Genomic DNA, 13,973 nt, shown 5'->3' on the forward strand with positions numbered 1-13,973 from the left:
GGCGTAGGAACCTCCATCATCGGAAGACCTCGACCCCACTCCCGGCCACGACGCGCCGACCCCACACTCGTACGGCTACACCCTCAACTGCGAAGAGCCGATAAACACCAGAAAACCATCGGGCCGAGTGGCTTCCCACTCCGACCGCGGAATGCAACACACGTCGCGGGAATTTGCTTCTTACTGCGATGAGAATAAAATCGACCGATCACTCGGTCGCACCGGCATCTGCTACGACAATGCCGTCGCCGAATCCTTCTTCGCGTCCTACAAAAAGGAAATCATCGACACCACACCCTGGCCGACGCCCATAGCACTCCGCACAGCGACCTTCCGCTGGATCGAGACCTACTACAACATGCGACGACGACATTCCAGCCTCGGCTATTTGACACCAAAGGAGTATGAGTTAGGATATAGAGACATCCACGAACTCGCGGCATAAACCCGAGTCCACCGAAACGGGAACACTCCAGGGGTGCCTCGTACACCTGCGCCGCAGTGATCCTGATGTCCTCCCGCGACAGCGCCACCCCCGCCGACCCCAGCGCGAGGGCCAGCGCACTGTCCGCGACCGTGGACACCACTCCCTCCCCGCCCGCTGCAGCGAACGCCTCCGCGATGCTCCGCGCCCACACCACGTCCTGGTCATTCGCCGCGAGCCACGACACCACTCCCTCCGCGTCCAGCGCCCCCCACCGGCACTGATTCGCGAAATCCGTCAGGAGCCCCCGCAGCTTTCCCGGACGCTCGCGGAGCTCGTCGTTCGCCGCCGACGACGCATTCGCGAACGCCCGCCGATCCTCCGGCCGCGCGGACGAGGTCCCCCACCCATCCCGCCGCCACCGGACGCCGGAGTCTGCCGCGCTTCCGAGCGGATGTCGCGCCTGCCGAGCGTCGAGAGTCCACGAGTTGTCGCACTCGGCGCCGAGTGCGACAACTTTCGGACTTTCGCGGCGGTCGCGGGGCTCGGGCGGAACGCGAGAGGAGCGGGACGACGCGACGCGCCCGGGCTGCACGAGCGCGGGGTCAGTCGGAGGGCGAGGAGAGCGCTCTCTTGCGGACGGGATGCCTCAAGGCCCGCCGTCAGATGTCGCGTAATCCTGCGGATCCCCGGCCTGGCGCGCAAGCACAAGCCGGCCGACGTGACTGGGCAATCGCCCGAACCGCCTTCGAATCGGTTCAGAACTTTTGCTTGACCCGCGACGTAAGTGGAAGTAGCTTCATCCGCATGGTCACCGCAGACCCCCGCAGCCCTGCTGCACAGCCTCTTCCCCGCCCGTCCGACGAGTCTCAGCAGCTGCTTCTGCAGATGCGCGGCATCGTGAAGGTCTTCCCCGGCGCCCGTGCTCTCGACGGCGTCGACCTCGATGTCCGACCCGGTGAAGTGCACTGCCTCCTCGGCCAGAACGGCGCGGGCAAGTCCACCCTCATCAAGACCCTTGCCGGGGCACACCAGCCCACGGAGGGCGAGATCCTCGTCGACGGGAACGTTGTTACGATCCCGTCCCCGACAGCCGCCCTCGCCCTGGGCATCGCGACGATGTACCAGGAGCTCGACGTGGTCGACGGCCTCTCGGTCGCCGAGAACATCTTCCTGGGCCACGAACTCTCCCGCGCCGGCTTCACCGCCCGCGCCACAGCGACGAGGATCACCCGCGAGCTGATGGAGCGACTCGGCCACAAGGAGATATCGCCGAACCGCGAGGTCGGCAGCCTCTCCGCCGCCGGCAAGCAGATCGTGCAGATGGCCCGAGCCCTCTCGCACGACGCGCGGGTGATCATCATGGACGAGCCCTCCGCCGTGCTCGACTCCGAGGAGGTCGAGAACCTCTTCCACGTGGTCCGTCAGCTGACGGCCTCCGGGGTCGCCATCGTCTACATCTCGCACCGGCTCGACGAGATCCGCGCCATCGGCGACCGGATCACCGTGATCAAGGACGGAGCCACCGTCGCGCAGAACCTCGCCGTCGCCGACACTCCGACCGCGCAGCTCATCACCCTGATGACCGGCCGCGCCGTCGAATACGTCTTCCCCGACCGCCAGGAGCTGGACACCGAGGCCGAGACGCTGCTGAAGGTCGAGAAGCTGGGCCTGCAGGGTTCCTTCTCGGACGTGTCGCTCGAGATCCGCGCCGGCGAGGTCGTGGGCCTCGCGGGTCTGGTCGGCTCCGGCCGCTCCGAGATCCTCGAGACCATCTACGGCGCGCGCCGCGCGAGCACCGGCACGGTCAGCGTGGCGGGCAAGCGCCTGCGCGCCGGATCCGTCACCTCGGCCGTGGACGCCGGCATCGGCCTGTGCCCGGAGGAGCGCAAGAGCCAGGGCCTGCTCCTGGACGAGCCCGTGTACCGCAACATCACCCTCTCGACCTTCGACCGCTTCGCCAAGCGCGGCTTCCTCGACGAGCGCTCCGAGCGCGCAGCGGCGGCCGAGCAGGCGGTCTCGCTCGACCTGCGGCCCTCCGGGGTCGACCGCGACGCCCGCACCCTCTCCGGAGGCAACCAGCAGAAGGCGCTCCTCGCCCGCTGGCTCGTGCGCGGCTGCCGCGTCCTCCTGCTCGACGAGCCGACCCGTGGAGTCGACGTCGGCGCGCGGGCCGAGATCTACACCCTGATCAGGGATCTCGCGACCAACGGCGCCGCCGTGCTCGTGGTCTCCAGCGAGATCGGCGAGGTCCTCGGGCTCTCGGACCGTGTCCTCGTGATCTCCGACGGCGCCGTGGTCCACGAGGGCCCGGCCGATTCGATCGACGAGCACCGCGTGCTCGATCTCGTTATGGAAGGAAGTGCAGCGTGAGCGGACAGCTCGACACCGCGTCGCCGTCGATCGGCGGTCCGCAGGAGGACGCCGCCCGTCACGCGTCAGCCGCAGCGGGGGGCGCCTCGGGCGGGACCCCGTCCAAGGACGCCCGCTCGGGGCTGGCCAGGATCATGCAGGGCTCGCTGGGTCGCAACGTCGGCCTGCTGCTCGCGCTGGTGATTCTCTGCGTCGTCGGATTCGCGACCGCGGGGGAGCGCTTCGCCAGCGTCGACAACGTGCTCACGATCCTCCGGCTCGCCGCCGTGATCGGCGTGCTGAGCATCGGAATGACCTTCGTCATCACCTCCGGAGGAATCGACCTCTCGGTCGGCTCCGTGATGGGGCTCGCGACGGTCTGGGCGAGCACGGTGTCGACGCAGTACTACGCGGCGAACACCTCCTGGCTGGTGATCGTGCTCACCGCGGTCGTCGTCGGCCTCGTCTGCGGTCTGATCAACGGTGCGCTGATCGCGTACGGCCGGGTCGTCGCCTTCATGGCGACCCTGGCGATGCTGGTCGCCGCGCGCGGCTTCGCCGAGCTGATCTCGAATCGACAGACTCAGGTGGTCACCGTCACGCCGTTCCTCGACTTCTTCCGCGCTGACGTGCTCGGCATCCCAGTGCTCGTGCTCATCTTCGTGGTCGTCGCCGTCGCCGGCTGGATCCTGCTCAACCGCACCACCTTCGGCCGACGCACCATCGCGGTCGGCGGCAACCCGGAGGCGGCCCGCCTCGCCGGCATCAAGGTCCGCCGCCACACCATGTACGTCTACGGCCTCGCCGGGCTCACCGCCGGCATCGCCGCCGTCATGATGCTCGCCCGGACGACTGCGGGCAGCTCGACCAACGGCCTGCTCTACGAGCTCGACGCCATCGCAGCGGTCGTGGTCGGCGGCACGCTGCTGGCCGGCGGCCGCGGCACCATCGTCGGCACCGTCTTCGGCGTCCTCATCTTCACGACCCTGACCAACGTCTTCACGCAGAACAACATGTCGACCTCGACGCAGGCCGTCGCGAAGGGCGCGATCATCGTCGCCGCCGTCCTGCTGCAGCAGCGGTTCGCCGCGCGCGGCAGGAAGTCCTGACCCCGGGGCTCCGGCCCCGCTCCTCCACACCCAGCACCCCACCCGACCACTCAGGTCACTTCCCCGCAGGACACGTGTGCCCTCGGACCCCTCGGATCGATCGAAGGAGATCACTTCCATGCCCGCACGCCCCTTCACCCGCAGCCGACTCACCCGCACCACCCGACTCGGCTCGGCCGGCATCGCCTTCGGCGCCGTCGCGCTGATGCTCACCGGCTGCATCTCCAACGCCCCTGTCGAGACCGGTAATGCCGCAGGCGGCACCGCCGCGGCCGTCGCCGCCTCCGACAACGACGCCTCCGGCGACAACGTCGTCATCGGATTCACCGCTCCCGCTGCCGACCACGGCTGGATGGGCGCCGTCAGCCGCGCCGCCATCGCCGAGGCCGAGAAGTACGACGACGTGGAGCTGCGCACGGCGGAGGGCACCAACGACGTCAACCTCCAGATCAGCCAGGTCGAGACCTTCATCAACGACGGCGTCGACGCAATCGTGCTGCTGCCGATCGACGGAGCAGCGCTCACTCAGGTCGCCACCCAGGCGATGGAGGCGGGCATCACCGTGATCAATGTCGACCGCGAGTTCTCCAGCCCCTTCGCCGCTCGCTCGACGATCCTCGGCGACAACTACGGCATGGGCGTCAGCGCCGGCACCTACATCTGCGAGCAGCTGGGCGACAACCCCGGCGCCGTAGTCGCGGAGATCGCCGGCATCGACTCCCTCCCGCTGACCCAGGAGCGCAGCCAGGGCTTCTCGGACGCACTTGAGGGCTGCGGGCTGAACGTCGACAACCGCGTTGCCGCGGACTTCACCGTCCAGGGCGGAGAGCAGGCGGCGGCCAACCTCCTCCAGGCGGCGCCGAAGATCGACGCGATCTGGAACCACGACGACGACCAGGGTGTGGGCGTCCTCGCGGCGATCGACACCGCCGGACGCGACGAGTTCCTCTTCGTCGGCGGCGCCGGATCGGCCAACGTGATGCGCTCGATCGAGGCGGACGACTCCGTGGTCAAGGCCACAGTCGTCTACCCCTCGACGCAGGCCGCGGACGGCATCAAGCTCGCCCGCCTGGTCGAGCAGAACAAGTCGATGGCCGACACCAGCTCGCTCGGCGTCCCGCGCCAGATCCAGCTCTTTGCGCCGGTCGTCACGAAGGACAACGTCTCCGAGTACCTTCCCTCGGCCTTCGAGTCCTGACCCCACCAGCCCGGGTCGGCGCGGGAACCATCTCGCGCCGACCCCCACCTCGGCGCCGCCCGGATCACTGACGATCCCGGCCGCCGCGCCATCGGCATCCGCGAGAGGGGGAGTGCAAGACGCCGGCCCACGGGCCGGACAGGAGGAGACCGGATCCGCATCGTCGTGCGGACAGCAACGGACCCGGCCTCTGCGATGAACACCTCACTGAAGGAATCACATCACGCATGAATGGTAAGCGACCCTCGAGAAAAAGCATCAGGCGTTTTCTCGCACTCGGCATCGCCGGGTTGGTGACGGTCTCCGGACTCACCGCCCTCGGCCTGCCCGCCTCGGCCCACGACGGAGTGGACCACGGCTCGGAGCCGGGCGCGGAGTCCGCGCTCGACTGGAGCAATTACGAGAAGGTTCTGCTGACGAAGAACGTCGGCGAACCCCTCGACCTGGCCGTCCTCCCGGATAAGTCGGTCCTGCACACCGCTCGGAACGGCGAGATCCGCCACACCGATCCGAAGACCGGCACGACGCGCGTCGTGGCCACAATTCCCGTCTACCAGAACTCTGAGGACGGGCTGCAATCGGTGGGCATCGACCCCGATTTCGCCGAGAACCAGTGGATCTACCTGGTCTACGCACCTCCCGGGAACACGCCGACCGGCGCCGCCCCCAACATGCTCCCCGAGGGTGCCGACGACAGCTACTGGGACCAGTGGAAGGGCGTCAACCGCCTCTCGCGGTTCAAGTGGACCGGCTCGGGTCTGGACCTGGCGAGTGAGCAGAAGATCATCGAGGTCGAGACCCAGCGCGGGCAGTGCTGCCACGTGGGTGCCGACTTCGACTGGGACGCCGATGGCAACCTGTACCTCTCCACCGGAGACAACACTCCGGCGAGCGCGCCAGGTGCCGCAGGTTTCGCGCCGAACAACGACGCGCCGCGGATGAACCCGGGATTCGACTCCCGTCGCGGCGCCGGAAACACGAACGACCTCCGCGGCAAGATCCTCCGGATCGCCGTGCAGGACGACGGGTCCTACCGGATTCCCGAGGGCAACCTCTTCCCGGTGGGAACCGAGAAGACCCGCCCCGAGATCTTCGTGATGGGTGTCCGCAACCCGTTCAAGATCGATGTGGACGCCGAGACGAACACTCTCTCCTGGGGTGACTACGGTCCCGACGCCACGAAGGCCGCTGCGGCCGACGGCATCCGCGGCCCGATGGGCCTCGTCGAGTGGAACGCCACGGGACTGGACCAGCCGCACAACTCCGGCTGGCCCTACGTCCACGGACCCAACGCGCCGTACAACGAGTGGAACTTCGAGACGTCGACGCCCCGCGGCTTCTTCGACCCGGAGAACCTGAAGAACAACTCGCGCTGGAACACCGGCCTCGTCGACATCCCGGACGCCAAGGCGGCGACCGTCTACTACGGCGACAACCCGGGTGACCAGCCGTTCGACGAACTCGTCACCTTCGGCACCGGCACCGGCCAGGGCCCGATGGGCGGACCGGTCTACCACTTCGACGCGGACAACAGTTCGACGTCGAAGTTCCCGGCCTACTGGGACAAGAAGACCTTCTTCGGCGAGTTCTCGCAGGACTACATCGCGGCGTTCACGCTCGATGAGAAGCGCGCGGTCACGCACATCGAGGACTTCCTCCCCAACGCGGCGCTCAGTCAGGCCGCGCAGCCGATCCACGACAACCCGATGGACATGGAGTTCGGCCCGGACGGGTCGATGTATGTGCTCGAGTACGGCGATGGATTCTTCCGCGCCAACCCCGACGCGGGCCTGTACCGGATCGATTACGCCGAGGGCAACAAGGCCCCGCAGGCGCGTTTCACGGCGAGTCCGCTGTCAGCGTCCCAGACGCCGCTCGAGGTCAGCTTCGACGCCAAGGGATCGACCGATCCCGAGGGTGACGCACTCACCTACGACTGGGACTTCGACGGCGACGGCACCTTCGACGCCACGGGAGTCACGGCCAAGAAGACCTACACCGAGCTCGGACAGTTCACAGCCCGACTGCGCGTCACCGACGCCAAGGGCAAGTTCAGCCTGACCTCGCGGGTCATCTCGGTCGGCAACCAGGCGCCGCAGATCCAGATCCAGACGCCCGGCAACGGCTCGTTCTTCTCATGGGGCGACGCGATCCCCTACCGGGTGACCGGTAAGGACGCGGAAGACGGCGACCAGATCGTCAGCAGCCGCGTGAACTGGACCTACGGCCTCGGCCACGACGAGCACGCTCACCCCGAGGTCACCGGCACCGGTGCCACGGGAGCGTTCCCCACCTCGAAGGACTCGCCCGAACACGGCCCCGGCGCGCTGCTCTACGGCACCGTCGTCGTGACCTACACGGACGCCGGCTTCAACGGACTGCCCCCGGCCGCGGCCGAGGCGACGCTGCGGCTGAACCCGAAGACGCAGGAGGCGGAGCACGCCGCCCGGGAGGGCGTCCTGCCCTACGCGGACACCACCGCCAGCGGCGGCAACGCCGTCAGCGGACTCGGTGCGGGATCCTTCCTGCGCTGGGACCCGGTGAACGTCGCCAACCTGACCGGCGTCGTGGTCCGCGCCACCGGTGAAGGCACGGTCGATCTGCGCTGGAACGCTGCTGACGCAGCGCCCTTCGCCACGGCGACCATCCCCGCCGGAGCCGGCTGGAAGGACGTCCTCGTCCCCTTCGCCAACGCTCCCCAGGGCACCGGGTCGCTCTACGTGACCTCGCCCAGCGGCCTGTCGCTCGACTCCCTCACCTTCCAGGGTGTCGGCGCCGGTGACAAGACGGCTCCGACCGTCGCGGCGACGCTCGACCCCGCAACTCCCACCGGAGTCGGCGGCGTCTACAACAAGCCCGTGACCCTCGGCCTCACCGCGACCGACAACGGAGCGCTCTCCACCGTCCAGTACTCCGCCGACAACGGCACGACGTGGACCACGGTCCGCGCCACCAACGGCGCGTACACGGTTCCGTTCACCACGAACGGCGCCCGGACGATCCAGTACCGCGCCACCGACACGGGCGGAAACGTCTCGACCGTCGGCACGGTGTCGTTCACGATCGACCTGGCCGCGGCAAACGCCCCGACTGTCGCCTCCACGACGACTTTGGCGCTCTCGGCTCCGCGCGTGAGCTTCGGGGCACCCGGAGAGGCGACCGTCACCGTCACCGGTGAGGGCGGAACGCCCGGCGGAGAGGTCGTCCTGTACGAGGGCGCCACCGAGCTCGGACGCTCCGCGCTGAAGGACGGGAAGGCGACCTTCGCCCTCCCGCAGACCCTCGGCGCCGGCACACACACCCTCCGCGCCGCCTACGGCTCGGATGGCACCTTCACGGCGTCGGAGGGCACCGCCCGTCTGATCGTCTCGAAGGCCGCCTCGGTGCTCACCGCGACCGTCTCGCCGAACCCGGTCAAGCCCGGCGCCAGCGCGCAGGTCTCGATCAGCGCGAAGTCCGCCACCGGCGTCGCCGGCACCGGCGAGGTGACCGTGATGGTGAAGAGGAACCTCTCCACCGTCGCGATGCTCACGGGCACCCTCGACGAGAACGGGAATGTCGTCGTGACGCTGCCCAAGCTCGCCGCGGGCAGCTACAAGCTCACCGTCACCCACACCGCCACGGCGAACACCACCGCCGCGTCCACTCTGTTGAACCTCACGGTCCAGCAGTAGCGATCGCGGAGGGGCCGGCCCAACCGGGCCGGCCCCACCCCCCGAACCACCTGCCATTTCGAAGGAGAAATGATGCACCACCACCACGCATCCATCACGGCCAAGCCGATGAGCCGACGCTCGCTGATGACGGCCCTGGCCGCATCGACGGTCGCGGTCGGCGTCGGAGCGGGAGCCCTCGCGGCGCCTGCCGGGGCCGCACCCGCGCCCTCGTCCGGATCCACGCGCCTGGTCCCGATCAACCGCATCGGCATCCAGCTCTACAGCGTCCGGGACAAGGTCGCGTCTCTGGGCTTCCGGGCCGTCTTCGAGGAGCTCGGCCGCATCGGCTACAGCGAGATCGAATTCGCCGGCTACACCCAGGGCAACGTCGGAGCGATCACGCCGCAGCAGATCCGTCAGCTGCTCGACGACAACGGCCTGCGGGCCGTCGGCTCGCACGTCGGCACCAACCTGCTCCGCTCGGAGTTGGGGAAGCAGATCGAGATCGCGCAGATCCTCGGCACGCCGCACCTCGGCACCGGCAACGCGCCCACCAACGTCAACACGAAGGTGGGCTACCTCGCCGCCGCGGAGGAGTGGAACCGCTGGGGCCAGCAGGTCTCGGCCGCGGGCATGAAGCTCTACCAGCACAATCACGCGGGCGAGTTCGCTTTCGCCTCGGACGACCCGGCGACCCGACTGTACGACCTGTTCTACGACAACACCGACCCGCGCCACGTGTATCTCGAGATGGACGTCTACTGGGCCTACGTCGGCAAGAAGCTCTACCCGGGCTTCGAGCCGCTCGACTACATCAAGCGCAACCCGCGCCGCTACCCGATCCTGCACCTCAAGGACGGCAAGACGAACAACGCCAACACCAACGGCTACGACATCGTCGAGTTCGGCGCCGGCAACCTGCCCTACCAGGCGTTCCTCTCGGAGCTGCGCGACCGCGGCCAGCGCTTCGGCGTCTGGGAGCAGGACACCGCTCCCACCCTGGCGACGCCGCCCAGCACCGGGAACTCCCTCGAGGCCGCTTCCCGCAGCTACTCCGCGATCGCAGCGCTCCGTGGCTGAGCGCAGCCCGCGCCGCGCGCGCCGCACCGACAGCACCACCACCAGCACGACGCGCACGAGCGCACCGAGGAGAACCCCCATGAAGTGGAAGACGCCCACGGCGGTCCTCGCGGCCGCGTCCCTCGCGATGGTCGCTGCACCGTCCGCCTTCGCGGCGACGACGGACTGCAGCACCGAGCTGGGGAACCAGACGATCACCGGCGACCTGAACGTCGCCGCGGGCGACACCTGCGTCCTCGGCAACGTGACCGTCACCGGCAACGTGATCGTCGGCGACGACGCCTGGCTGGACGCCACCTCGGCGACCATCGGCGGCGACGTCATCGGCACCGACGCGTACGGCATCTCGATCGACGGCACCAGCGTCGGCGGAGACGTCGTGTCGCTCTCGGAGGGGAGCCGCAACGGCTTCCTGTACCTGCGCGACCTCACGGTCGGCGGGATGGTCGAGGCCGGCGGCATCGACGTCGAGCTCAGCGACCTCTCGGTCGCGGGCGGAGTGAGCACCGCGGCGGCGACCTACGTCGACGTGGACCGGACGAGTGTGGGCGGGGACGCCGTCTTCGCGGACAGCGACTTCGGCGTGAACGTGCAGGGCGCGATCGTCGGCGGCTCGCTCTCGGTGACTGGCTCCTCGCGCGGCGTGCTTCTGGGCGCCGAAGCGGACGGCTCGTCCAGCACGCTGGGCAACACCGTCGGCGGCGATGTGACGCTGTCGGGCAACTCCGGCAACGTCCAGCTCGCGGGATCGACGGTCGGCGGACGCATCGTCCTTACGGGCAACGCTCCGGCGGTCAACTTCGGAGCGGGCAACTCCGCCTCCGCTGTCTCGGGCGACTTCACGGGAACCGCGGCGGGCGCTGCGGCCGAGGGCGACCAGTCCGTGGCCGTCATCGTCCCCGAGGCCCGCGAGGGCGAGCTGACCTGGACGCTCGAGGGCACCAGCAACCTGGTGAACCTCGGTGTCGCCGAGGAGAAGGGCGACCACTTCGCCGCCTCCGGTGAGCTCGTGCCGGTCCGCGTGACCGACTCGCGCCTCAACGGGCCGGCCTGGTCGGTGTCCGGACAGCTGAGCGATTTCCGCGCCGGCAGCACGACCGTCTCGGGCAAGTACCTCGGCTGGACCCCCGAGGTCCTGGAGAACGACGGCGGTGCCGTCGCCGGCGCTCCCGTTCCCTCCGGCTTCGACTCGGGTGACGGCCTCGCCACCGCCCGCGTCCTCGGCTCGGCCGCGGCCGAGCACCCGACCGGATCCTCGGTCCTCGGCGCCGACCTCGACCTGAAGCTCCCGCTCTCGGTCGGAACCGGCACCTACACCGCGACGCTGACGCTCACCGCGCTCGGCTAGCCCCGGTGGGGCGGCCCCCGGGCCGCCCCACCTCCCTCCCCGTCTCTCCGCGAGATGCCACTTATGACGCCCGCGCTCGGCGCGTCGCCGTCACAAGTGGCATCTCGCGGGAGGCATCCGCACTGCAACGGAAGCCTGATCGATGTCGCTCCTGCCACGCACCACCCGCACCATCGCCGCCCTGCTGCTCGTGACGCTCCTCGCGGCCGGCCAGGCGGGTGCTCAGGAGGCGGACCCCGCCGTCACCTGGGGGGTGCGCCCCGCCGACACCGAGCAGGGCAGCGAACGGCCGAACTATGCGTATGCCCTCGACCCGGGCGGGCAGCTGAGCGACGCGCTGATCGTGTCGAACTACGACGACGAGCCGCAGACCTTCCGCGTCTACGCGGCCGACGGGTACATCACCGAAGCGGGTCAGCTCGACCTGCTCCCCGCCGCGGAACCCTCGACCCAGCTGGGCAGCTGGATCTCGTTCGACGCCCCCGAGGTCACGGTTCCCGCGGGCGAGAGCGTGCAGGTGCCGTTCGAACTCGCCGTCCCCGACGACGTCACGCCCGGCGACTACGCGGCGGGCGTCGTCTCCTCGATCCTGGTGCAGGGCGAGACCGGAGTCTCGGTCGACCGGCGCCTGGGCTCCCGGATGTACCTGCGCGTCGGCGGCGACCTCGTCCCGCGCCTGGCGATCGACGGCCTCACCGTCTCGTACGACGGCGGTGGGAACCCCTTCGCTCCCGGCTCCGCGACCGTCGACTACACCGTGACCAACGCGGGCAACACCCGCATCGCACCGGGCGCCGAGATCAACGTCGCCGGCCTGTTCGGCCTAGCGTCGGTGTCCGCGATCGATCCGGAGCCACTGCCGGAGTTGCTACCCGGCACGTCCGTCTCGCGGACGCTGACCGTGGCCGGCGTCTGGCCGCTCTTCGTTGCGACCGCCCGCGCCACGCTCTCGGGCACTGTCGTCACCGCCGACCAGGCTTCTCAGGCCGACTCCGCTGTCGTCATCCCGGACGTTCCGGTCGCCACAGCCGAGTCCGTCGCCGCGGCCATCCCGTGGAGCGCGCTGCTCCTGCTCGCCCTGCTGACCGGGCTCATCGTGCTGACCGTGGTCCGCCGCCGTCGCCGGGCCGCCGGGGAGCAGGCGCGGATCGACGCCGCCGTGGCCGCCGCTCTCGGCGCCCAGCCGGAGGCGGCCGACCGCGCGGGGGTCGGCTCCTGACCGGGTGCGGCCGGTGCGATTCGCAGGGGATCGCGCCGTCGAGGCCCGTTTCTGCCCGTCGTGCCGCCCGCGCGCGCCGGATCCCCTGCGAATCGCACGGGGTCCTGCACATCGCACCGGCTCCTGCAGAGCGCACGGCGGCACTAGCGGCCCGCCCGGCCCTCCGCCCGCAGCTGCTCGAGGAAGCCGTCGACCACTGCCGGGCTGAGCAGGTGCCCGCGCAGCATCAGCGCCGCGCCCCGCACGCCTCCGCTGCCTCCGTGCTCGGCGGTCACCAGGTCGAGCCGCTGCGTCGCGAGCGGGAGCGAGCGCTCGTCGATCACCGAGCGCACGGCCGCGAGGATCTCCGGGCTGGCCAGGGCGACCGATCCGCCCAGCACGATGACGGAGGGGTTCAGCAGGCTCACGCAGGTGGCCAGCACCTCGCCGAGTTGCAGGCCCGCGATCCGCGCTGCCTCGACCGCTTCAGGGTCGCGTGCGTTCAGCAGATCGATCAGGTCGCGCACCGACTGCACGTCTCGTCCCGCCCGGGCCAGCCCGGCGGCCAGGGCGGAGCCCCCGGCCACCGCCTCGAGGTCCCCCTCCTGACCGCCCGCCGCGGCCGGGGCCGTGCGCGGGACCTGCACGTGGCCGAGGTCGCCGGCGGAGCCGAGAGCGCCGCGCTGCAGCAGGCCGGACGAGACGATGCCCGCACCGATGCCGGTGCCGACCTTTACGAACATCAGGTCGAGGGCGTGCGGGAAGCGCGAGGCCCGCTCGCCGAGCGCCAGCAGGTTCACGTCGTTGTCGACGAGCACCGTGGTGTCGAAGCGCCGGCGCACGAAGGCGGGGATGTCGAAGCCGTCCCAGCCGGGCATGATCGGCGGGCGCACCGGGCGGCCGCTGGCGTGCTCGACGGGGCCCGGCACGCCGACTCCGATGCCCGCGAGCACGGAGCGCTCGGCGCCGGCCGCGACGAGCACGTCCTCGCACACGTCGAGCGCGTGCCCGAGCACTGCTTCCGGACCCTGCGCGATGTCGAGCTCCTCGCGGCGCTCGACGATGATGCGTCCATCGAAGTCGGTCAGCGCGATGGTCGAGTGCGCCGCGCCCAGGTCGATGGCCAGGAGAGCGCGCACAGCCGGGTCGAAGACCAGGCGGGCGGAGGGGCGTCCGCCGGTCGAGGGTGCGCGGTCGAGGTGCGCGATCAGTCCCAGCTCGAAGAACAGCTCCAGCCGCGTCATCACCGCGGTCCTCGCGAGCCCCGTTTCCTCGACCAGCTCGGCGCGGGTGCGCGGCCGACCGTCGGCGAACAGCCTCAGCATGTCGCCGGTCGCGGTACCCGCGCGCTCGGCCACGCTCAGCTCCTTTTCTCGGCCCGGCTGGCGGGTTCGGGGGTCAGCACACCTGAGGAAACCAGTCACCGCACGGTCCCGCAAACTCGGCGCGCCCCCCCGTGCGGGTTGTGCGCGAGACCGTCGGCCGGAGGCGCGTCGCGCGCTGCGCCGGGGCCCTTCCGCACTCCGATCGCCGGGGTGTGCGCCGAGTTTGCGGGACCGTGCGGTGACTGGTTTCCTCAGGTGTGCTGACCCCCGAACCCGCCAGCCG

Annotated in this window: 10 protein-coding genes; 9 read left to right on the forward strand and 1 reads right to left on the reverse strand. The window is 70.0% G+C overall.

Features of this window, described 5'->3' with window-relative positions; genetic code table 11:
• Window positions 1–127 precede the first annotated feature (127 nt).
• The 9 genes from C5D07_RS04610 (at window position 128) to C5D07_RS04650 (ending at window position 12,386) form a co-directional block, all read left to right on the forward strand.
• Window positions 128–445, forward strand: coding sequence for an integrase core domain-containing protein (locus C5D07_RS04610; protein ID WP_170063508.1), 318 nt, complete (start codon window positions 128–130; stop codon window positions 443–445).
• 65 nt (window positions 446–510) lie between these two features.
• A complete protein-coding gene (locus C5D07_RS04615; RefSeq protein ID WP_146076800.1) occupies window positions 511–708 on the forward strand; it encodes a hypothetical protein in 198 nt (65 codons plus the stop codon).
• A 604-nt stretch (window positions 709–1,312) separates the two neighbouring features.
• The gene (locus C5D07_RS04620; protein ID WP_208855058.1) at window positions 1,313–2,797 is read left to right on the forward strand and encodes a sugar ABC transporter ATP-binding protein; all 1,485 of its coding nucleotides are present in this window, start codon (window positions 1,313–1,315) and stop codon (window positions 2,795–2,797) included.
• Between the two features lie 134 nt (window positions 2,798–2,931).
• Window positions 2,932–3,885 carry an ABC transporter permease gene (locus C5D07_RS04625; protein WP_104258799.1) on the forward strand — a complete coding sequence of 318 codons (954 nt, stop codon included), beginning with the start codon at window positions 2,932–2,934 and terminating at the stop codon, window positions 3,883–3,885.
• A gap of 118 nt (window positions 3,886–4,003) precedes the next feature.
• Window positions 4,004–5,083 carry a substrate-binding domain-containing protein gene (locus tag C5D07_RS04630; RefSeq protein WP_068256797.1) on the forward strand — a complete coding sequence of 360 codons (1,080 nt, stop codon included), beginning with the start codon at window positions 4,004–4,006 and terminating at the stop codon, window positions 5,081–5,083.
• A 227-nt stretch (window positions 5,084–5,310) separates the two neighbouring features.
• A complete protein-coding gene (locus C5D07_RS04635; RefSeq protein WP_104308637.1) occupies window positions 5,311–8,757 on the forward strand; it encodes a PQQ-dependent sugar dehydrogenase in 3,447 nt (1,148 codons plus the stop codon).
• A 69-nt stretch (window positions 8,758–8,826) separates the two neighbouring features.
• On the forward strand, window positions 8,827–9,819 hold the full coding sequence (locus C5D07_RS04640) for a sugar phosphate isomerase/epimerase family protein (protein ID WP_249028171.1): 993 nt from the start codon (window positions 8,827–8,829) through the stop codon (window positions 9,817–9,819).
• Between the two features lie 79 nt (window positions 9,820–9,898).
• Complete coding sequence (locus C5D07_RS04645) at window positions 9,899–11,167, forward strand: autotransporter outer membrane beta-barrel domain-containing protein (RefSeq protein ID WP_104258798.1); 1,269 nt, start codon at window positions 9,899–9,901, stop codon at window positions 11,165–11,167.
• Between the two features lie 142 nt (window positions 11,168–11,309).
• On the forward strand, window positions 11,310–12,386 hold the full coding sequence (locus C5D07_RS04650; RefSeq protein ID WP_068250600.1) for a WxL protein peptidoglycan domain-containing protein: 1,077 nt from the start codon (window positions 11,310–11,312) through the stop codon (window positions 12,384–12,386).
• Window positions 12,387–12,529: 143 nt separating this feature from the next.
• On the opposite strand, the gene C5D07_RS04655 is transcribed toward C5D07_RS04650, so the two are convergent.
• Window positions 12,530–13,723: an ROK family protein gene (locus C5D07_RS04655; protein ID WP_249028172.1), complete on the reverse strand. Its 1,194-nt coding sequence runs from the start codon at window positions 13,721–13,723 to the stop codon at window positions 12,530–12,532.
• Window positions 13,724–13,973: the final 250 nt, after the last annotated feature.

It is taken from the genome of Rathayibacter tritici, from assembly GCF_002932875.1.
Lineage (GTDB): Bacteria > Actinomycetota > Actinomycetes > Actinomycetales > Microbacteriaceae > Rathayibacter > Rathayibacter tritici.